General features: G+C 64.0%; 15 protein-coding genes. 4 read left to right on the forward strand and 11 right to left on the reverse strand.

Translation table 11 applies throughout. The annotated features are described in order from the left end of the window. The first annotated feature begins 35 nt into the window (after positions 1 to 35). Complete coding sequence (selD, locus tag NEK97_RS02210; protein ID WP_257368228.1) at positions 36 to 1,061, forward strand: selenide, water dikinase SelD; 1,026 nt, start codon at positions 36 to 38, stop codon at positions 1,059 to 1,061. 15 nt (positions 1,062 to 1,076) lie between these two features. On the opposite strand, the gene nrfD is transcribed toward selD, so the two are convergent. Genes nrfD through fdh form a run of 3 tightly spaced genes read right to left on the reverse strand, consistent with a single transcriptional unit; the run spans position 1,077 to position 6,484 of the window. Further along, positions 1,077 to 2,168, reverse strand: a complete 1,092-nt coding sequence (gene nrfD, locus NEK97_RS02215) for an NrfD/PsrC family molybdoenzyme membrane anchor subunit (protein WP_257368229.1) — start codon at positions 2,166 to 2,168, stop codon at positions 1,077 to 1,079. After that, positions 2,165 to 3,175: a 4Fe-4S dicluster domain-containing protein gene (locus NEK97_RS02220; protein ID WP_257368230.1), complete on the reverse strand. Its 1,011-nt coding sequence runs from the start codon at positions 3,173 to 3,175 to the stop codon at positions 2,165 to 2,167. The genes nrfD and NEK97_RS02220 overlap by 4 nt, the downstream gene beginning before the upstream one ends. Beyond that, positions 3,176 to 6,484 carry a formate dehydrogenase gene (fdh, locus tag NEK97_RS02225; protein WP_257368231.1) on the reverse strand — a complete coding sequence of 1,103 codons (3,309 nt, stop codon included), beginning with the start codon at positions 6,482 to 6,484 and terminating at the stop codon, positions 3,176 to 3,178. A 127-nt stretch (positions 6,485 to 6,611) separates the two neighbouring features. Here fdh and NEK97_RS02230 point away from each other — a divergent pair, with 127 nt between their 5' ends. Next, on the forward strand, positions 6,612 to 7,064 hold the full coding sequence (locus tag NEK97_RS02230; protein ID WP_257368232.1) for a rhodanese-like domain-containing protein: 453 nt from the start codon (positions 6,612 to 6,614) through the stop codon (positions 7,062 to 7,064). 21 nt (positions 7,065 to 7,085) lie between these two features. On the opposite strand, the gene NEK97_RS02235 is transcribed toward NEK97_RS02230, so the two are convergent. From NEK97_RS02235 to NEK97_RS02255, 5 genes are all read right to left on the reverse strand, one after another. Beyond that, positions 7,086 to 10,430, reverse strand: a complete 3,345-nt coding sequence (locus tag NEK97_RS02235; protein ID WP_257368233.1) for a galactose oxidase-like domain-containing protein — start codon at positions 10,428 to 10,430, stop codon at positions 7,086 to 7,088. A gap of 232 nt (positions 10,431 to 10,662) precedes the next feature. Next, positions 10,663 to 11,412, reverse strand: coding sequence for an ABC transporter permease (locus NEK97_RS02240; protein WP_257368234.1), 750 nt, complete (start codon positions 11,410 to 11,412; stop codon positions 10,663 to 10,665). Between the two features lie 86 nt (positions 11,413 to 11,498). After that, complete coding sequence (locus tag NEK97_RS02245) at positions 11,499 to 14,081, reverse strand: bifunctional lysylphosphatidylglycerol flippase/synthetase MprF (RefSeq protein WP_257368235.1); 2,583 nt, start codon at positions 14,079 to 14,081, stop codon at positions 11,499 to 11,501. Positions 14,082 to 14,180: 99 nt separating this feature from the next. Then, positions 14,181 to 14,447: a hypothetical protein gene (locus tag NEK97_RS02250; protein WP_235521945.1), complete on the reverse strand. Its 267-nt coding sequence runs from the start codon at positions 14,445 to 14,447 to the stop codon at positions 14,181 to 14,183. A gap of 68 nt (positions 14,448 to 14,515) precedes the next feature. Next, on the reverse strand, positions 14,516 to 15,100 hold the full coding sequence (locus NEK97_RS02255) for a TetR/AcrR family transcriptional regulator (protein ID WP_257368236.1): 585 nt from the start codon (positions 15,098 to 15,100) through the stop codon (positions 14,516 to 14,518). 88 nt (positions 15,101 to 15,188) lie between these two features. Between NEK97_RS02255 and NEK97_RS02260 the strand changes: the two genes are divergently transcribed. Together NEK97_RS02260 and NEK97_RS02265 are read left to right on the forward strand one after the other, a co-directional pair. After that, on the forward strand, positions 15,189 to 16,130 hold the full coding sequence (locus NEK97_RS02260; protein WP_257368237.1) for a proline dehydrogenase family protein: 942 nt from the start codon (positions 15,189 to 15,191) through the stop codon (positions 16,128 to 16,130). 186 nt (positions 16,131 to 16,316) lie between these two features. Further along, positions 16,317 to 17,978, forward strand: a complete 1,662-nt coding sequence (locus tag NEK97_RS02265) for a phosphodiester glycosidase family protein (protein ID WP_257368238.1) — start codon at positions 16,317 to 16,319, stop codon at positions 17,976 to 17,978. Between the two features lie 31 nt (positions 17,979 to 18,009). On the opposite strand, the gene NEK97_RS02270 is transcribed toward NEK97_RS02265, so the two are convergent. Genes NEK97_RS02270 through NEK97_RS02280 form a run of 3 tightly spaced genes read right to left on the reverse strand, consistent with a single transcriptional unit; the run spans position 18,010 to position 21,371 of the window. Continuing rightward, on the reverse strand, positions 18,010 to 18,690 hold the full coding sequence (locus NEK97_RS02270; RefSeq protein WP_257368239.1) for an SDR family oxidoreductase: 681 nt from the start codon (positions 18,688 to 18,690) through the stop codon (positions 18,010 to 18,012). Further along, complete coding sequence (locus NEK97_RS02275; RefSeq protein ID WP_257368240.1) at positions 18,690 to 20,183, reverse strand: NAD-dependent succinate-semialdehyde dehydrogenase; 1,494 nt, start codon at positions 20,181 to 20,183, stop codon at positions 18,690 to 18,692. The genes NEK97_RS02270 and NEK97_RS02275 overlap by 1 nt, the downstream gene beginning before the upstream one ends. Continuing rightward, on the reverse strand, positions 20,184 to 21,371 hold the full coding sequence (locus NEK97_RS02280; protein WP_257368241.1) for an iron-containing alcohol dehydrogenase: 1,188 nt from the start codon (positions 21,369 to 21,371) through the stop codon (positions 20,184 to 20,186). Position 21,372 lies beyond the last annotated feature (1 nt).

Raw genomic sequence — 21,372 nt, forward strand, 5'->3', positions numbered from 1 at the left:
ATATAGCAGGTTGCTTACGAGGGTACGCTGAACGGGTGAATGAGACCCAGGCCACAACAAACGACGTCGAGCAGGGAACCGATGGAGGGCTCCGGCTCACCGACTACGCCCACGGCGGGGGTTGCGCATGCAAAATTCCGCCAGGGGAACTCGAAGATGCTGTCCGCGGCCTGATCGGCCAACCGGGCGCGGACGTTTTGGTCGGCTTGGACAGCGGGGACGACGCGGCTGCGGTCTTGGTGCGCGAGGACCTTGCAGTCCTCTCCACCGCCGACTTCTTCACCCCTGTGGTCAACGACGCTTTTGACTGGGGCCGGATCGCAGCCGCCAACGCCCTCTCGGACATCTACGCCATGGGAGGTCGCCCGATCACGGCCATCAACCTGATCGGCTGGCCCCGCGGGGTTTTGCCGATCGAAGTCATGACCGAAGTCCTCCGCGGAGGCCTGAGTGTCGCATCCCAGGCAGGGTGTCCCGTCCTGGGCGGACACTCAATCGACGATCCGGAGCCGAAGTACGGCATGGCCGTGACCGGCGTCGCCCATCCCGAGCAGCTGCTCCGCAACGATGCCGCCCGGCCCGGGCTGCCCATCACGCTGACCAAGCCGCTCGGCGTCGGACTTCTCAACAACCGTCATAAGAAGACTGGCGAGGTGTTCCCTGAAGCTGTGGAGATGATGGCGGCCCTTAACCGTGAAGCGTCCGAGGCCGCAGTGGCGGCAGGCCTTCGCGCGGCAACGGACGTGACCGGTTTTGGCTTGCTGGGCCACCTGCACAAGATGGTCCGGGCCTCGGGCATTGGGGCGGTGATCGACGTCAAGGCGGTGCCCCTGCTCGATGGTTCGCTGGAAGCCCTGCGGGACGGTTTTGTGTCCGGCGGAACCCGTCGCAACCTCGAATGGGTGCGGCCACATCTAGGTTCGGCGGGAACCGTCACTGAAGACGATCTCCTGCTTCTGGCCGACGCCCAAACCTCCGGCGGACTGTTGGTAATCGGCGAATTGCCCGGGTACCCGGTGATTGGCCACACCACGGCGGGTCGGGGCGTCGAGATCCGCTAACGTGCCGGGGAAGCACTACCTGGCTGTGGTGATCGCGTCATCGGTCACGCCGGCAGCACGGCGCGCCGCCAGTCGGTTCTTCTGCGGCTCAATCGTGTAGCGCGGATCCCGGGCCGAGGCCAGACCTGCCTCGAACACCCCGAACCGTGTGAGCGCTGAGGCGGCAAGCAACGCAAGCCCCGACGCCGCGGCAACCGCACGGTTGCGGCCGGCCAGTAAGGCTCCCAGGCCACCACCGAGTGCCAGCCGCTCGCTCCATGTGAGCATGGTCCCGGCCTTGCCCAGGTGCAGCGGCTCCGCGGCCACAGGATCCATCCGGTGTTCCATCACCTTCATTGCTGCCAGATCGCCCAGGACGCCCAGCACTGCGAGCTTCCGGGCAGGACCGGCCTCGTGGACCGGTGTGGTGACCATGGCCAGCCCCGCCGATGCCAGACAGGCAGAACTCACGAAAACAAACGGCAATTCCTCGTGCGCAGCGTTCCACGTCGGGGTCGCGGTGTCCCCCAGCAGGACAGCCGTGTACGCCGCAAGCGGACCCGCGAACACCGCCGCCTCAAACCCTGCGGGCCCCTCAACAGCCTGTAGTGCCTTCCGCAACGGACCCAGGGGGATCCGGCAGCCAGTCATCCGATCAATCTCGGCGGCCGCCACGACGGCGGTCCCCGCACCGAAAGCGCTCAGGATCCACGAACCCACGCTCATCGGCGAAGTTACCTTGAAGGTACGCAGCATATTAAGGAAACGCTCGGGCCTGCCGAGGTCCTTCACCAACGCGCCGGCACCCAGGCTCAGTGCTGCCAAGGCACCCAGCCGGGCATTGCGGCGCAGAATCGGCCGCCCGGTGAGCTGTCCACCCAGGCCAAGGAGGGCCGAACCCCCTGCGACGCCACCAAGGAACAAGTAAAGAGCGACGTCCTCGCCCCACGGCGCCGGTTTGACCACTGGACGGCCATAGTAGGAGGTGAATTCAGCTTCCGGAACCATGGGCATTTCCCGGGAGCCGTCACCGTTCTCCCGACGACGGCGGGTGCCGGGTTTGCCGTCCGCCCCTCGGCGTCGGGCAGGCCCGGAGGGGCGGAGGTTGTCGAACTCAGACAGGGTCACGCGCGTCCTCCAAGGAAAGCCAGGGCAGCCGCCGCGGCCATACCAGCGACCGCAAGCCCGGCCCGGCGATACATCGTGGGCAGATCTGCAGTCGGCACGCGGGGATCCGGCGGAAGTCCATAAACTTCAGGTTCGTCCAGCAAGAGGAAGACCGATCCGGTTCCGCCGACGCCGTCGTTTTCGTTGGCACCGTACAGCCTGGCTTCCGTTAGGCCCTTGGCGTGGAGGTCGGCCACGCGTTCCTTGGCGGTCTCCACCATGGCGTCGTGGTCACCAAACTTGATGGACGTCGTCGGGCAGGCTTTGGCGCAGGCGGGTGTCTGGTCATCCACCAGCCGGTCGTAGCACAGCGTGCATTTCTGGGCGATGCCTGCATTGGGAACCGCGGGATGTTCGTCGTGCTGGTCTTCCCTGCTGGTTGCCACTTTGACCGTACCGTTGCTGCGGCGCTCGATAACCCCGAACGGGCAGCCGGCCACGCAGGTTCCGCAGCCGTTGCAGACGTCGTCCTGTACCACCACGGTCCCGAACTCGGTGCGGAACAGGGCTCCGGTGGGGCAGACGTCAAGGCAACCGGCGTGCGTGCAGTGCTTGCAGACATCCGAAGACATCAGCCACCGGAAGTCAGCAGTGTCAGGCGGTGTGGTGTCCGCTTCAGCGGGATCACTGGAATCCGGCGCAGCCGGGGCGGGAGGACCGATGCGCGGCATGCCCAGGTTGACCAGGGCGCGGCCGGACTCTCTTGCTTGGGTGATGCGTTCCTGGCCCTGCTCGATGAAGGCGACATGTCGCCATGTGCTGGCACCCAGTGATCCGGTGTTGTCGTAAGAGGACCCGAGGAGTTCCAGGTTCCCGTCCTGCGGGTTGTGGTTCCACTCCTTGCAGGCGACTTCGCAGGCCTTGCAACCGATACAAATGGAGGTGTCGGTGAAGAACCCCTTGCGTGGATGGTTGTGCTCCCAATGGGCATCGGTGGTGGGGTCGGTCGGTCCGGACAACTGGCCCATCTAGTCCTCCAATGTCGGGTCGACGCCTTCGGCCGACGGGTTTGTCACGGCGGCGTTGCCGGTCTCCATGGTCACTCCTGCCCGCTCCCGGTATTCGGCAACCAGGGCGAGGAGTTCCTCGCCGCGGGGCCGGCGCCCGGGGCGGATGTCGCACGAGGCAACCTTTGATTCCTGGATCTGGACATTCGGATCCAGGGTTACGCCCAGCAGATCATTGGCCGCATCACCGCTGACGACGGCGTTGTTTCCGACGCCCCAGTGGTAGGGCAGCCCGATCTGATGCACCGTGTGGCCACCGACCTTGAGGGGCACCATCCGATCGGTAACCAGCACCTTCGCCTCGATGGCGGAGCGCGGCGAAATGATCGTGGCCCAGCCGTAAGGTTCCAGTCCCCGTTCAGCCGCAAGTTCAGGCGAGACCTCGCAGAACATCTCCGGTTGCAGTTCGGACAGGTAGGGCAGCCACCGGCTCATCCCGCCTGCCGTGTGGTGCTCAGTGAGGCGGTATGTCGTGAACACGTAAGGGTAGATGTCGGCGCCCTTGGTCCCGGCGCTCGGCGCACTCGGGTTGTCCGCGCGGGGGAACACCAACCGGGCGGGGCTTTGCTGCTGCGAGTAGAGCGCGTTGGCCACCGGCGATTCCTGTGCCTCGTAGTGGGTAGGCAGGGGCCCGTCCAAGAGTCCTTTGGGGGCGAAAAGCCAGCCCTTGCCGTCGGCCTGCATGATGAAGGGATCGTCTCCGCTCAGTGCCTCAGGGCCGCCGACGGAGGGGTCGGGATGGCTCCCTGGCGCACGGTCAACCGGGAAGTCGGGCACATCGTCTCCGATCCATTTGCCCTGGTCCTGATCCCACCAGATGTATTTTTTGCGCTCGCTCCACGGTTTACCAGCGGGGTCCGCAGATGCCCGGTTATAGAGGATCCTGCGGTTGGCCGGCCATGCCCAGCCCCATTCCGGGGCGGCCGGGCCTTGTTCCTGGCCCGGTTTGCGGTTGGCGGCGTGGTTGACGCCGTCGGCATAGACACCGGTGTAGATCCAGCAGCCTGCCGCCGTGGAACCGTCGGCACGAAGTTCGGTGTAGGCGGAGAGTGGTGCGCCCGCGTCGGGGCCATCAAGGTGACGGCCGTTAATCTCCGCAAGTACCGCTTCGGGGTCCGGATCACCGTGTTTGTCCGTGGGATAGTCCCACGTCAGGTCCAGCAGCGGCCGGTCCCGTTCGTCGTCGGAATCGGCGAGCTTTTCCCGGATCCGTTGGCCGAGTTCAAAGAAGAACTGCAGCTCGCTCTGGCATTCACCAGGCGGCGCCACAGCCTTGTGACGCCACTGGAGCAGCCTCTGGGTCTGCGTAAAAGACCCCGCCTTCTCCACATGCGTTGCGGCCGGAAGGAAGAACACCTCCGTTTCGATGTCCTCGGTGCGCAACTCCCCCGATTCGATCTCCGGACCGTCCTTCCACCAGGTCGCCGACTCGATAAGGTTCAGGTCGCGCACCACCATCCACTTCAAGTGGGCCATTGCCAGGCGTTGCATTCGGCCATGGGCCGAACCTACTGCGGGATTTTGTCCGAGAAGGAAGTAGCCTTCCACCTCGTCGTCCAGCATGCCCATGACTGTTTCGTAGGTGCCGTGTGCTCCCGTCAGCCGGGGAAGATAGTCATAGGCCCAGTCATTATCCGCGTTCGCTGCCTCGCCCCACCACGCTTTGAGCAGGCTGATGGTGTATGCATCGGCGTTCGCCCAGTAGCCCTTCTGTTGTTTGGACCCAATCGTTGCCAGATACTCGTCAAGGCTGTCGTGGCGACCCGCGCTGGGCATCGGCAGATACCCGGGAAGCAGGTTGAACAGGGTGGGAATGTCCGTGGAGCCCTGGATGCTGGCATGGCCCCGCAAGGCCATGATCCCGCCGCCCGGGCGCCCCATATTTCCAAGCAGGAGTTGCAGGATGGCGGCGGCCCGGATGAACTGTGCGCCCAAGGAGTGCTGGGTCCAACCCACGGCGTAGGCGAAACACGTGGTCCGGTCGCGTCCCGAATTTTCCGTGATGGCGCGCGCCAGATACTCGAAGTCCGCCACGCTGATGCCGCACATGTCCTGCACCATCTCCGCGGTGTAGCGGGCATAATGCCGCTTCACAATCTGGAAGACAGTCCGGGGATCCTGCAGGCTGTCGTCGCGCTGTACCTCTGCATGCTCCAAGGGAGGGCCGCCGCTGCCATAGCTGTGACCGGCGGCCCGGGCGGTCGCGTCGGCGCCGTGTTCGGAACCGGGACCGGGTTCGTCAATGGCTCCCTCCCCCCGTTCGGCATACCCCCACGACGAGGTATCGTAGGCGCCCTTCCCGGCATCGAAGCCGGAGAACAACCCGCCGAGGTCTTCGGCATCACGGTAATCGTCATGCACCAGTGTTGCCGCATTGGTGTATGCGCCCACGTACTCCTTAAACCAAAGGTCGTTGGAGATGACGTAGTTGATCAGGGCACCCAAGAGCACAACATCAGAGCCTGCCCGGATGGGAATGTGCTTATCGGAGACCGCCGAGGTCCGCGTGAACCGCGGGTCAACGTGGATAACTTTGGCTCCCCGGGCCTTCGCCTCCGCTACCCACTGATAACCCACGGGATGACACTCGGCCATGTTGGAACCCTGGATGACAATGCAGTCGGCGTTGGCCATGTCCTGCAGTGATTGCGTCGCACCACCGCGTCCAAATGAGGCTCCCAAACTGGGAACCGTGGCAGAGTGTCATATGCGGGCCTGGTTCTCGACCTGCACCGCCCCCGCAGCCGTGAACAGCTTCTTGATGAGGTAGTTTTCTTCGTTGTCCAAGGTGGCGCCGCCCAGTGAAGCTATTCCCATGGTGCGGCGCAGCAGTCGGCCCTCACTGTCGTTCTGCTGCCATGTCCTGCGGCGTGTCTCGATGAACCTGTCCGCGATCATCTCGACAGCGGTACCCAGGTCCAGGTGTTCCCACTCGGTGGACCGGGGTGCCCGGTAAAGTACTTTGGTCTGGCGGCCGGGCGAGTTGACCAGCTGTTCACTGGCGGAACCCTTGGGGCACAAACGGCCGCGGGAGATGGGCGAATCCGGGTCGCCCTCGATCTGGACAACTTTCTCCTCCTTGACATAGACGCGCTGGCCACACCCTACCGCGCAGTACGGGCAGATGCTTTGGACCACCCGGTCAGCAGTGGTTGTTCGCGCAGTTATTGCTTTGGTCTTGGCCGATGTGACCGCAGGCCCACGGCCAAACAGGTCGCCCGTACTCAGTTGACGGACGACCGGCCATTGAAGAAAACTTCTCGGCGCCATTTCTGGAGCATAGCCCAAACCACTGCGGCAGCAACAGGACCAACACCCCGGCGCCGCTAACCCTTTTTCCGCTGTGTTTCGTTTAATGGTGGAAGGCGCACCGGACGGCAGCAATTGGAGGAAGACCATGACGCAGCGGGATATTCCCGACGACGAACATGCATCGGGCCCGGGGGGTTTGGCCCCAACCGACGTCCCCGGGCCTCTGACGATTGACCAGCTACTCGCTGAGAGCCGCCTTGGATTGGACCGGGTTCACCCTGGGGATCTCGAGCGGGAGATCGAGGAGGGCGCCCTGGTTGTTGATACACGGCCGGTCGATCAAAGGGACCGCGACGGTGAGCTCCCGGGAGCGGTGGTCATAGACCGGAACGTTCTCGAATGGCGACTCGATCCATCCAGCCCGCACCGTATCCCGGGCGCCGGGGATGCCGCCCGGCGGATCGTGGTCGTCTGCAATGAGGGCTACAGTTCCAGCCTGGCCGCACACAACCTGCAACGGTTGGGGCTGGCCCAGGCGACAGACCTCATCGGCGGTTTTCAAGCCTGGGCGGCACTGAAGCGCACCGAATCCACGTGATCGGGCACCGCAGTCCGGCGGTTATGGTGCGGCACGAATCTCAATGACTGCGAGGTTCCAGCGGTCCGTTGTCGGTGAGGTGTCGTTGATCGTCACAGCCGTGCCGTTGGTTGGGGTGGCGGAGTTCTGGCGCTGAACCCAGTAGGTGTCGCCCGCTGGCGCCAGGTACTGGTCGACGAGGGTCTGATTGGACCCTGCCGTGCGGGCTATCGGGTTCGACCAGTCCGTACCGACGCCCCAGACCCAGGAGCCGGCCCTCGTGGTGGTGAGGGTGGCAGTTGGCGCGCCCGAGGCGGCGTTTGCGCCCAGTGTTGCGCCCGTCGTGATATCGGCTCCCCGGAAGGCGACAACCGACATGGCGGCCTGCCAGCTTCCCGAGGCCTGCGTGGCGGTGACGGTCGCATTCGAGAGCGGTCCGGGGGCGACGGCCTGCCAGATTTCCGCGGTCCCTGGCTGTGTATTGGACCTTTGTCGGAGCGTCCAACTGAGCCCTCCGCCGGAGACGGCACTGATGCTTGCCGAATTCGCGGAGTTCGGACCATCCGAACTGATGAAGGCAAGGAGGAGTTCATTGGAGCCCGTGGTTGTCACACCCGGGGCGCTGATCGTCGACGTACTGGTTCCTTGGTGGACGGAGACGATTTTGTCGACCGTGATTCCACTGCCCGCAGCAACGGCCTGCGCCGTTGCAGTGTTCGACGGCGGACTGACGTTGCCTGCCGCGTCGACGGCGGCAACCGTATAGGTGTACGTCGTCCCGGCGAGCACCGAAGTGTCGCTGTAACTGGTGGACGCCGGGCTCCCGACTAATGTTCCGTCGCGCGAAACCCGGTACGAGGTGACCCCTACGTTGTCCGTGCCGGCCGTCCACGTCAAGGCGATCTGTCCCGCAGACGCTGACGCAGACAGGTTCGTCGGAGCCGTAGGAGGGGTGGTGTCCTGGCTCGGCGCTGACAATCGGATCATTCCGGCCGTGGACGGAACGCCATTGCCGTCAACGATCGAGAGCAGGTAATACCCCGGAGGGGCGTAGTTGCCGTTGGCCGGCATTTGGACGTTGAGGCCACCGGCGGCCTGCGAGAAGCCCAGGTTCATGGCTACCGCGTTCTGGTCGAAGGCATGGGTCACGGATCCCGTCTTGATCAGTGACACTGATTGGATCCGCGCCCCATCGGGGGTGCCGATGAACGCCGTCGAACTGTACTGGGCACTGCCAGGTACGCTGGATATGCCCGGCCGCGGACCTTTGAAAAGGTATGGCGGCGAGTAGATCTGGTAGCTCTTCTGGTCCGCAACGCCTGTATCGCCGCCGCTGCCGGATACGAACACCCTGCCGTCCGGAAGCAGGACGGCAACCGAGTGGTAGAGCCGGGGAACCGACATCGGTGCCACGGTGCTCCACGTTCCGGCGGTCGGTTGCCAGATCTCAGCCGGCATCACGGCTTTGCTGATGTCCTGGCCCGATTTGTCGGTCCCCCCTCCTGTCGCAAGGACAGTGCCATCGGGCAGGTTCGTCAAATTCACGAAGCTGCGCGGGAACGCCATCGACGCTGTCGCCTGCCAGGCTGGGCTTTGCGCGTTCATGTCCAAGGTGTAGGCGGTATTGCTGGACTGGCCCGTGAATCCACCGTCTGCGGCAGATCCGGCCTTGATGAACTTGCCCGGCGCGTAGTTCGCGATCGAAGCGGCGTCCAGGACGCGGGCGTCTACGGTGGTCCATTGCTGCGTGGAGATGTTGAGGGCAAGGCTCGATGTAGCTTGTTCGGAGGCTCCGGCCTGGAAGATGCGGCCGTCGGGCAACTGATAGATGAAGGGGTAGTACGGAATATTCCGGTTCGCGCCCGGCAGGTCGGTCCAGGAGTTCGTGGTGGGTGAATAGACCTCCGGGATGGTCACGATGTCTGTCGAGTTCGTGTTCGCACCCGAGGTCACAAGGACCCGGCCGTCAGCCAACGTCGTCGCCGTCGGATACCACCGTGGGTGGTTCATGGGAGCCAGGCTTTGCCAGGTTTCCGTGGTGGGGTCGAACGCCGTGACATCGCGGATCCCCAGCCCGCCGCTTGTCGCCGTCCCACCGACGACGAGGATACGTCCGTCGGGCAGGACCGCCTGCCCTGCGCAGAAGAGGTCAACTGCTGCGCTGGGCACCTGGGTGTAGTTACCTGTCACGGGATCGAGGAGGTATTGCTGGCCGCCTTGGGAGAAGTCGCCCTGCCAGGTAAGGACCTTGCCCGTGGGCGTCAGCGCTGCGTGGATGGACACCTCAGGCCAAGCCACGACAGGTCCCCACGAGCCAACCACGGATGGGTCCGTGCCGGAGCCGGCCGTGGTGAAGGCCGCATCGCCCGAGACGGCGAGGTTGCCCGCAGCGTCCGCGGATTTCACCCTGTAGTGGTAGAGGGTGCCCGCCGACAGCCCGGACAATGCCGCCGAGTGGGTGGTCTGAAGCGTGGGATCCTGAACTGTGTTTTGGCCGTAAGCCGCAGTCGTGCCGTATTCCACCTGCGTGCTGGAAGCCTCGTCCGTAGTCCAGGTGATGGTTGCGCCACTCGTACTGGGTGTGCCGGCTGACACACCCGAAATCACGGGCGGAGTGGTGTCCCCTGTTGCTGGCGCGGCCGGAAGAATTTCGATGACGGAGAGGTTCCACCGGTCAGTCGTCGGTGCCGTGTCATTGATTGCCACGACGGTAGGGGGCGCTTGGGCCGTCACAGCGGTTTGGCGCTGGACCCAGAAGGAATCGCCTTGGTTTGAGAGGTACTCATCGACCTTGGTCTGGCCGGCGCCGACAGTGCGGGCCACGGCTTTGTCCCAGTCGTTTCCCACTCCCCACACCCACGAGCCCGCGCGGGTTGTGGTCAGGGAAGCGTTTGGAGCCCCTGTGGTGGCATTCCCTGTTCCGACGGCGCCGTCGGTCGCCACATCGGCGCCGGCGAAGGTGACCACCGTCATTGAGGACTGGAACGCGCCTGCGTTGGTGGCGGTGACCGTTGCGTTCGTCAGCAGGTTCGGTGCGACGGCTTGCCAGATCTCAGCCGTGCCCCACTGGGTGTTTGTGCGTTTGCGTAGCCGCCAGGAGAGGCCGCCACCGGCGACGGAGACGAAGGACTCTCCCCCAGTGGTTTTCGGCCCATCGGACATCAGGAATGCAACGAGGAGTTCATTCGGCTGGCTTGTGGTGAAGGCGGGCGACACGATCCGCGTCGAAGGTGTGCTCTGGTGCGTGCTGACAATCCGGTCAGTTGCCAGCGGAACGGCTGCCGCTGCGGAGCCGGCAGCGGGGAGCAGACCCAAGACGGAGCCTGCGACGGCAAGGGAGAGGCTCGCCAGCAGAACGAGCGCCCGGGAGGAAAAGATGCGTAGCATGGTTGGTCACACGTTGCTCTCCTGACGGTTCGCAAGGAAACGCATCACCCATCGGGCGGAGACCATGCGTTCAGAACGGGTGAAACCCTGACGGCGGCAGTTAGCCGCGTGAAGCGCCGGGCCAGGTAGGCGGCAGATGGAAAGACCCTCCTGAGCCGGCTCCACAGTCGAAGAATAACTGCGTGAGAGCGGTCTTAGCAATGAGAGTTGGTAAGACCATTCCCCAATCTGTTCATCGATCCAATGGAGCAGGACGTGTACGGACGTTCGCACGGGAAGCGACGACCGAGACTGCGGTGATTGCGCCGGTGGCCATGATCCCCGCCAGGACCACAATCTGGAACCGTCCTGCTTCCAGCGGCGAGACACCGCCGAATATGGCACCGACAAAAGCACCCGGCAGAGTCACCAAACCCGTTGTCTTGGTCTGGTCAATCGAAGGAATCAAAGCGGAATATACGGCGCTGCGGGCCAAGTCCAACGTGGCTTGACGGGGAGTCGCACCCAACGCCAGCCACCCCTCAACTTCCTCCCAGTGGTCATTGACCGCCCCGGTGAATCGGCGACCGGCCAAGACCGCCGTGGTCATTGAATTGCCGATGATGATCCCACCGATGGCCAGCGCATAGCGAGGGGTCAACTCAATCGCACCAGAGGCGAAAATGATGCCCATGCTGACCCCGATCCCCAAACTCATGGAGGCCCCAACACGACGAAGGTTTCGCCAGTTCCAGCCAAGACGCCGGGCAGCAGTTATCCCCGCGACGCTGAACATGACCAACAGCGCCAAAGCAACGAACGTGGAGTTGGTGATCACACCGCTGAGAATGACACTGATGGCCGCGAGCTGGACTGCCCCTCGCAGGATTGCCATCGCCGGAGCCCACCGATGGGGCACTCCGTACCCGCCAAGGACTCCCCACGTCACTGCTGCGAGGAGGACGACGCCGAGAATCGTGCCCCAGAAGGCCACAGTTGTCATCCGCCCAGCCTATAGAGGGACGGCCATCGCCACGGGGCAATGCGCGGGACAATCAAGCCGCCGGACCTCCTCCTGTGCACTCCTGTTCATGGCCGCGAACGCAGGGACCGTCGCACCCGGGAAACTACCGACTGCAGGAGGGTCCGGGCGAGCGAGAGCCCCTGTTCGAAGCCCACCTCCGGCAGGTAGGCGCGGGTAACGGCGCTGCCGATGGTCGGCAACGCGGCCGGATCGGGATAAACCATGTACAGCGGAACGTAACGGGGCTGGAATTTGGACTTGAAGCCAAGCAATGAGCGGAATCCATAAATGGGTTCAAGAGTGGATCCGAGTCCTTCAAGGAACCTGTCCATGGCGTTCGGGGAGGGGCCCGGTCCAGTCCCGCCGTCACTGGGTGGGGGTGGCGCCAGCGGGGCTCCTGACAGGCTGATGAACGCGTATCCTTCGTCCCGCAACGTGACGGCTGCGGAGGCTATGAGGAACTCGGCGCTGGCGCGCATGGCCGTGCTTCGCCTGCGGATCACATCCAACGTCCAGCCGACGACGACGCCGTCACTGTAGACAGGGAGCCATGAGGTCACTGCGTGCACTCTTTTGTCCTTATCAATGGCCACAAGACAACGAACTTCGGGATCGTCGAGCTCATCAAGGCTTCCGAGTGTGAAACCCATTTCGGGGATTTTTTTGTCCGCGACCCACTCTTCGGAGATTTCCTGGATTTGTGCTTGAACGCCTCGTGGCGCGGCTTTGTACGTAGTCCACTGAGCCTGGACACCGGCTTTCGCGGCGTTGTTCATTGCCGTCCGGATGTCCTGGAACTTCTTTCCTTTGAAGGTGACCTGGTCCAGGTCGAGGATGGTTTCCTGCGCGACAGGGACACCCGCCCAACCTCTGGCGGTGGCATGGTCTTTCAGATTCTGGGGCACGGAATAGAAGCACGGGCTCCAGCCGTTCGCGGTTGCGTGGACCGAGAATTCGTCGAACGTTTTTTCCTGGTCCGCCCTGGGGCCGACCGGTGGGCCCAGAGTCAGGGCGACACCGCCGATCACCCGATAGGCCACGAAACTGTGGCCGTCCGAAGTGAACCAGTACCTGTTCCCCGGCCAGGTGGTCATCCACGACAACGTTCCCCCGCTCTGGGTCTTGATGATGGCCCGTGCCCGATCTTCGTCCAGGCTGTGCCGGTTGTGGGCCGGCCTGAGGAAGGTCCGGAGCAGGGCGGCTCCCGTCACGGCCCAGAAAACGATGCCCACACCCTCGTACACAGCCACCGCTCCGGGGCTCAGTGGTACGAACGCCGGAGTCTGGTCGAACATATAACCCAGAGGCAGGAACCGGTCAGGGATGTCAGCCAGAATCCCGGCCAACCCAGGCTGCGGATTGAAATCCTGGGCCATGACCGACGCCGTAGCCATGTATGTCAAGCCCAGGACCGCCGCCAACCCCACGACGAAAGCAGCCAGACGGCGGTAGGTCCCTCTCGGAGCGCGGACTGTAAACAGTTTCCGTCGGGTCAGCAGAAGCACCGCGAGCAGCAGGGGCAGCAACAACGGCAGAACAAGGGCAAACGGATGGCCATAACCGCCGGCATCCACAGCAGTCATACTCTCTGCTGCAGCGGTATCCGGAGCTGAGGGCTGCAAAACCGCAACGATGGTAGCCACAGCCATGGCGGAAAGTGCTGCTTGAATGAGCAGGGTTCCCGCCCAAGCGAACCGGCGTCCGCGACGCAACCCGTCGGCAAGCAAGAGCAGCAGGAACGACGGAAGGACCGCCATGAAAGTGCCGCCCGCTCCGGCCCGCAATTGCAAACCAGCGGCAGCACAGTCCCTGGCCAGGGCGGGGTACGCGCAAAGCGTCTGCAATGTCTCAGGGTCCACCGGTTGGAGGTTGGTCAAGAGAAAGCGAAGAACCGACAAAGGACCTACCGCGTGGGGCGCCAGCCCGGCTACGACCGGCCCGATGGCCGTAACAGCGACGAGGAGCGCAATCAGCACCCGGCGTTCGTGCCGGGAACTTACAGGATGCGGCGTTACCGGTCTACGTCCGGAGAGTACTGGTCCTGCAAGAGCTCCCACGGTAGCGGCGAAGAGCCGTACCAAGTCGGCGAAACCACCGTTGTACAAAGCCAGCAGCAGGAGCAGGGCAAACACGCCCAATCGTATTCGGCGCCGCCATAGCGTCGTCATGGATGCGGTGGACGCCATCAGGACGGCGCAAACCAACGCGCTGGGGCCGGCAAAAGCGTTTCCACCAATTTGGCCAACCCAATCCCCCATCACGCCAGCCGCCACGGCCACGAACCCCATCGCGGCAGCCACACCCACCACATGGCCCGCGGCCGCAGCCACGGCGAACCGGCGGCTGCCGATGCGGCGTTCCACCGGGACGCCTACTCCCAACAACAGCAGTATTCCGATCACGGCACTTGTCGGGTTGCGAGCCCAGAAAGCCGAACTCAGCAGTACCCACCAATGCTCGGGGAAAGACCGCGCTGTCGCGCCCAGGGGTACCCGCGAACCGTCACCGAACCCACCAAAAACTGCTGCCAAAATCCCGATAAGAAGGACGCAGCCAATGCTCACCGGGGCACCGGCGACGCTGGCCACGAGCTGGCCCAAACGACGCCGCTTTTGGGGCACCACTGCAGCACCGTCCAAGTGCGTCATTACGGGCTTCCTCTCCGGGAACGGCAATGCAGACCGTGGCACCCGTCCCGCGCCAGGACGCCCCGGCCGAGCGGCGCGGACCAATCCGGCGCCACCTTGTTATTCCATCACAGGAACCTCGGAGGATGACGAAGTCCGGGGCTCTCTGGCCTGCTGCGCATCCGCAGCGGGAGCCTCCGTCCGGGACTGAAGAATGGCAGATTCAATCCTCAGGCAACAACCCATGAACACGAGAAGCGAGCCAACAACCAGCGGCCAAAGGACAAATGAGCCGGTCAGGAAGGACTGGATTGCAATGACGACGAATCCGATGAAGATGGCAAACGAACCGTTGCGTTGCGTGCTGATAGTGGTCGAAGAAGCCAAATGCGGTTCCCTTTCGAAGTGTTCAACAATGGAAGCTGTCCGGCCTCCGTTGCCCGGCCTGATTGAGCTCAAAGTCTAGTGCGTTCCAAGAGTCGGTCGATGGACCTCTCTTGTTGCTCAGTGGAATAGCTCTCGGTGTCAAGCAGCGACACTGCGTTAAGTCCCTCGCTCAACGCCGAAACGTCCACCGCAAAGGATGTGACGTCGTCGTGGGTCCAGTCTGGTCGTGCTGCCGCAGCCAGCCTTTCAATGCGGCGCAGCAGCATCCGGTTGCCCTGCCGGTGATGTTCCGCAATGTCCTCATCGGCAACGGCCGCAGCGAGGAAACTGACCCAGACCCGCGCTTCGTCGCTAGCGCCGCGGCGACCTGCGGGCAGGGCGCGAACGACATCCTGGAGGGCGGTGAGAGGGTCCGGTGCATTGGCCTCTACCTCTTCAAGCCGGGCAACGGCGCGTTCGGTCAGTGTCTTGCGCGCATGGACAAGAAGGTCACGCTTCGTGGGGAATGTATGGAACACCAGCCCGGTGGTGCATCCAGCCTCCTTCGCCACAGCACTGGCTGTGAGCCCAGTCAGTCCGGTCCGGGTCAGCACCGTCCATGTGGCCTCTGTCAGGGCGCGTTTTTGTTTCTCGACGTCACGTGTTCTCGGCATGTCACTTCCCCTTCGACAGGCAATACGATACCGTAGCGCACAATACGGTAGTGCCGACTACGGAATAACCGCAGAGAATGGGAGAGCAATGAACGGGAGTGATCGTGAGGCAGCAGCGGATGTGCTGCGAGCTTGGGCGCTGGACGAAGATCTGAAGGAAAAGGTGATGACCTCGCCCCTGCTGGCACCCGTTGCCTCCAGGATCGCGCGCCAGTACTCGGCTGGCGACACCGTGGCCGACGCCGTGGAGGCAGCTCAGCGCTCGATGTCACGCGGGCACGGGGTCAGTATCGAATACGCCGGTGAAAGCGTCCGCGATGCCGACCTGGCCCGTCATGAAACAACCGTCTTCCTGGAGCTGATCAGCGCACTTCGGGAAGCAAATATTGCAAGCACCGTTTCTTTCGACCTCTCCCACGTCGGGCTGCTCCTGGGCCAGGATCCAGCAATGGAGAACGTCCGCGCGATGGCCAAAGCCCTCGCGCCGTTGGGCACATCGCTCATGATCTCTGCGGAGGGCTCGGACCGTACCGACCTGGTCCTGGACACCTATGACGCCCTCATCGCGGAGGAACTGCCAGTGGGGATCACCATCCAAGCGCGCCTGCACCGCAGTGCAGCCGACCTGGAACGAGTGCTGGAACACCCGGGCGTCATCCGCTTGGTCAAGGGAGCATTCCTCGAACCGGCCGACCGGGCCTACCCGCGTGGGAGCAGCGAGCTACAGGACGCATACCTCCGTTTGGCGGGCCGCATCCTGGAGGCTGGACACCCGCTGTCCATCGCAACCCACGACGCAGCACTGATCGGGAAACTCACAACAGAGCACCCGGACCTGATCAGTCGGCCGGACGTGGAATTCGAAATGCTGCTCGGGCTGGGCACCGCCACCTTGGACCAATTGCGCAAGGACGGCTACACCACGCGGGAATATTCGATCTTTGGCGATCAGTGGTGGTTGTACGTCCTGAACCGCATCGCAGAAGAACCCGAACGGGTGTTCACGGCACTCGTGGCTGCGGCCCAATAGACGGGGCACCTCCTACCGACAACCCGTGCGCAACACGTCAGGGCCGTAAGGCGCAGGGGTTACGCCTTGAGGGAAAAATATCTGGACACGGTCGCGCGAACGGCCGATGAACAGTGCCCGAAAGCGTGAGGAACCACGGTGTGTGGGTGCCAACTTCGCCTCGGCGCCGTCCTAGCGTTGTTGACCATGATCAACCCCAATCATCGCCACCGCCGCGCGGTTATCACCGCCTTGGCCGTGTCCCTCCCCTTCACCTTCCTGGCCCCGGCCGCCGTCTCCAGTGCGGCACCCCAGGCGCCGGACCAGCAGGCAGCTGCGCCTTCACTGGCAGACCACCTGGACCTTGGCGCAGAGGACCAGCCCGAAACCCGGACCGTCACCACTCTGGCCCCAGGCGTGACCCGCACTGTGATCACCCGCGGCGCTCCGAACGCCGACTTCTCCTGGACCGCTGAGGTTGCGCTTCCCTCCACCTCTCCGGACCCAGACGCCCCCACCTCGGCACTATCGATACAAACAGAGGCCCAGAAAGTTGCCGACAAGCTCACGGCTGCGGGTGTAACCGCCCGAGTCGAGCACGTCGAGTCACCCCAGCTGGCCGACGCCGGCGGAGACCTTGGATACAGGGTCCGTGTTGGGCAGTTCGGCACTAAGGCAGACGGTGCCGCCACCGTGGACCGCATCAAAGCCGCCGGTTACAAATCCTCCGTGATCTACACAGGCTGGGACGGTGACGCGGGAAGCAGCGAGGACGATCACGGACCCTGGAACCTGCAGGTGCTCACGATCGACCCGAAGGAATTCAAGGGCGACCTCACCTCATCTTTCGGGCCGAACCTCGAGGACCGGGAGACGACAAGCCAGCTCTCCGCCGCCGCCGGCGCCCTGGCCGCGGTGAACGCCGGGTTCTTCACCATGGACCCGGCAGCGGGCGCTCCCGGCGACCCGGCCGGAGCCGCAGTTCACAATGGCAAAGTCCTCAGCGAACCCGTCGGCGACCGGCCCTCCCTCGTCCTGGACAAGAACGGAACCTCGATCCAACGGCTGCACTGGCACGGTGCCGTTACAGCGCCTGGTTCGACCGAACTCCCCCTGGATGGCATCGACAGGGTCCCCGGGCTGATTCGCAACTGTGGCGGCACAGACGACAACCCGACGAACCTGCCCTTGCATGACTTCACGTGCACTGATGCCGACGAGATCGTCTCTTTCACTCCGGAGTTCGGCCCCACAACCCCGACCGGCCCTGGACTCGAAGTCGTCCTGGATGCCCAGGGAACCGTCACCGCCGTCAACCACAGTCGTGGCACCGCTGTGCCGGCCGGCGGCCAGACTGTGCAGGCGATCGGCGCCGACGTCGAAAAGCTCGCCGCCGTGGCCGTCCCGGGCAAAAGGCTGAAAGTCGACAATGACCTGCTCACTGAGAACGGCAAGTCCCTGAAGACCACCCCGTCGACGGACGTCGTCAACGGCGGGCCGGCCCTGGTCCAGAACGGCCAGCTGGACGTCACGGCCAAACGCGACGGCATGGTCCGGACGAACGACAGCAACAGCTTCTTCTACGGTTGGGTCCACAAACGCAATCCCCGCACATTCGCCGGCGTCGATGCCCAGGGCCGCACCCTGCTGGTCACCGCCGACGGCCGCCAGACGACGTCCCTCGGCCTGAGTTTGAATGAAGAAGCCCACGTGGCCAAGTCTCTCGGCATGGTCAACGCCATGAACCTCGACGGCGGCGGATCCACAACGATGGTCCAGGGCAGCCAGGTCACGAACTCACCCTCCGACGCCACCGGCGAACGTCCCGTCGGAGACGCCCTTCTTGTGCTGCCCCGCCACCAGCCCTGATCGGGCGCGGATGCTGGACGTCCCTTCAGACTCAGAACGCCTGACCAGTCGCCCTGACAATCACTTCGGAAACGTCGACGCCGGGTGGCTGGGTGAGTGCCCACAGCACGGTCGCAGCCACGGACTCGGGCTGCATGAAGGCATCCGGCGCCTCCTTCCAGAGCGGCGTATCCACGTGGCCCGGCGCTATGTGGAGCACCCGCACTCCAGTCCCCACGAGTTGTTGCCGGAGCGACTCCGCATAACCGGTAACTGCCCATTTGGTTGCGGTATACAAATTTCCCGGATACACCTTCCGGCCCGCGGTACTGCCGATCAGCACCATGTGACCCCGGTTCGACAGGAGATGCGACATCGCCGCTTTGGCCAGGATTGCCGGGCCGTAGACATTGGTGAGCACCATGTCTCTCCAATGCTCCGGATTGCCGTCCGCGAGGTCCCCGGATGCGGAGAACCCTGCATTGGCCACCGCGACGTCAATCCCACCCAGGAATTCGTGGGCCGCCGACACCGCATCGGCTGTCTGCCCCCAGTCGCCGGCATCGGCAACCACTCCGCCCACACGACCCAGTCCGGCGCAGGAGTCCACAAAGGCTGCAAGCTTGCCGGCGTCACGCCCGGTGGTAAACACCGAGTGGCCAGCCCTCAGCGATTCCCTGACCAGGGCGGCACCGATTCCGCTGGTGCCGCCCGTGATCAGCAGACGAAGCATCAGGCCGGGTCCGCGATGCCGATGTACCGGGTTTCCAGGAACTCGTCGATGCCTTCGGTCCCGCCTTCGCGGCCGAGGCCGGAGTGCTTCACGCCCCCAAACGGAGCCGCAGGGTTGGAAACGATGCCCGTGTTGAGCCCGAACATGCCAACGTCCACTTGCTCGGACAGCCGGATACCCCGGTTGAGATCGCGGGTATAGGCGTAAGCCACCAAACCGTACTCTGTGTCGTTGGCCAACGCGACCGCCTGGTCCTCGGTGCTGAAGCTGACAATGGGTGCCACCGGACCGAAGACCTCCTCGTGAAGGATCCGGGCCGTGGAAGCAACGTTGGTCAGGACCGTTGGCGGATAGAAATGGCCAGGCCCGTCAGCCACGGAACCGCCGGTCAGAACGCTCGCGCCCCCGTCAACGGCGTCCCTCACCAGGTCATCTACCTTTTCCCGGCTCTTGGCATCGATAAGCGGTCCGATATTGGTCCCTGCAGCGGAACCTCGCCCCAGCACCAAAGAAGACATCCGCTCCGCCAAGCGGTGGCTGAACTCCAGGGCCAGCGACTCGTGGACTATGAACCGGTTGGCGGCGGTGCATGCCTCACCCATGTTCCGAAGCTTGGCCACCATGGCACCGTCGATCGCTGCGTCCAGGTCCGCGTCCTCGAAGACCAGGAACGGCGCATTGCCGCCCAACTCCATGGAGGTCCGCAGAACTTGGTGCGCGGAATCAGCGATGAGCTGCTGCCCCACACCGGTTGATCCCGTGAAGGAGAGCTTGCGCAGGCGGTTGTCCCGGATCAGCGGACCCGTGACTTCGCCGGGGCGGGTGGTGGGAATGACATTCAGGACGCCCGCCGGAAGGCCTGCTTCAGCCAGTATCTGCGTGAACAACAACGCCGTGAGCGGGGTGAGGTTGGCCGGTTTAAGAACCATCGTGCAGCCGGCGGCAATGGCTGGAGCAATCTTTCGGGTAGCCATGGCCAGGGGAAAGTTCCACGGGGTGATGAACAGGCACGGACCCACGGGACGCTTGGTCACAAGCAGGCGGGACTTACCATCCGGTGCGGTTGAGTAGCGGCCCGAAATACGGACGGCTTCCTCGGAAAACCACCGCAGGAACTCCGCACCGTAGGCAACCTCACCGCGGGACTCGGCCAGCGGCTTGCCCATCTCCAAGGTCATGGTTAAGGCGAAGTCCTCGGCGCGGGCAGTGACAAGCTCAAAGGCCCGGCGAAGGATTTCGCCCCGGTCGCGAGGAGATGTGGCCGCCCACGACTCCTGCGCTCGGGCCGCAGCTGCCAGGGCGCGGTCGCCATCAGCGGGAGACGCGTCAGCGATCCTGGTGAGGACAGCGCCGGTGGAAGGGTCTTCAACAGCGGACGTCCCGCCGTCGGACGCGTCTGTCCACTGGCCGTCGAGGTAAAGCTGAGTGGGCAGGCCAGCCACGAAGTCCCGCTCTGCGACCGTCAGGGTATCGGATTCGAAGGAGGTTTCCACTTATAGCGCTTTCTCGAGGATCGTGCGGATTTCGACGGCGGTGGGCGGCACCGGGGTGTTGTTGATGACCGAATCTGTCAGGGTGTCCTCAACCAGGGAGTCCAGGTCGGCTTCAGTCACGCCGAAGTCGGTCAGCCGGGCCGTCATGCCCACTTCCCGTGCCAAGGTGGCGACAGCATCAACCGCGGCATCAGCGTTCTGTTCGACAGTTGCCGCGGTGTCGCCGACACCCAGGGCGAAGGCCAGCCGGGCCGTCCGGTCCAGCCTGTTGCGGAGGTTCAGGCGCAGGACGTCCTCGATCACCAAACACAGCGCCAGGCCGTGCGGAATGTTGAACCTGCCGCCCAGTGGGTGCGCGATGGCGTGGACCAGGCCCAGGCCGGTGTGGGAGAAGCCAACACCTGCAATGTGGGATGCCAAGAGAAGTTGGGAACGTGCCTCGATGTCGCTGCCGTCAACCACGGCGCGCGGAAGGAACTCAGCAACCATTGAGACCACTTGAAGGGCTATGCCGTCCGAGTATGGGTTCTGCCGGATGGAAGAGTAGGACTCGATGGCGTGAGTGAGGGCGTCCATGCCAGTGGCCGCCGTTGCCTTCGGCGGGAGTCCAAGGGTCAGTTCGGGGTCCAGCACGGCCGCCTTGGGAAGGGCCGATTCGTGGCCCACATAGAACTTACGGTGCGCGTCAACGTCCGTGACCACGCCGAAAGCGTTGACCTCAGCCCCGGTGCCCGCGGTGGTGGGTACGGCGACAATGGGCAGTGCCGGGTTCTCGAAGTGGTTGCTGTAGTCCAGCCCTGCTCCCCTGGCCGGGTTCACGGCGCCCAGCGAGATTCCCTTGGCAGCGTCCATGGAGGACCCGCCCCCGACAGGAACCAGAACATCAACTCCGGAGGAAGCCGCCACGTCCGAGCCTTCGTCTACACATGTGGTGGTGGGGTTGGGGGTGACTCCATCGAAGACCGTCACGGCAACCCCGGCGGACTCCAAAGAAGTTCGAACAGCGGCCACAACATTGGTGGTCGCGAGGAACGGGTCTGTCACGATCAGCGCTGACTTTGCGCCGAGGGCGGCAACAATCCCACCAACCCCGGCCACCTTCCCCCGGCCAAAGTAGGCGGTGGGCTTCGGATCGAGCGTCAGTTCCGTCGAGGCCAGCTCGGCATGAACCTGCATACTTGTCTGCACG

This window comes from Paenarthrobacter sp. UW852 (assembly GCF_024608385.1).
In the GTDB taxonomy this organism is placed as follows: Bacteria; Actinomycetota; Actinomycetes; order Actinomycetales; family Micrococcaceae; genus Arthrobacter.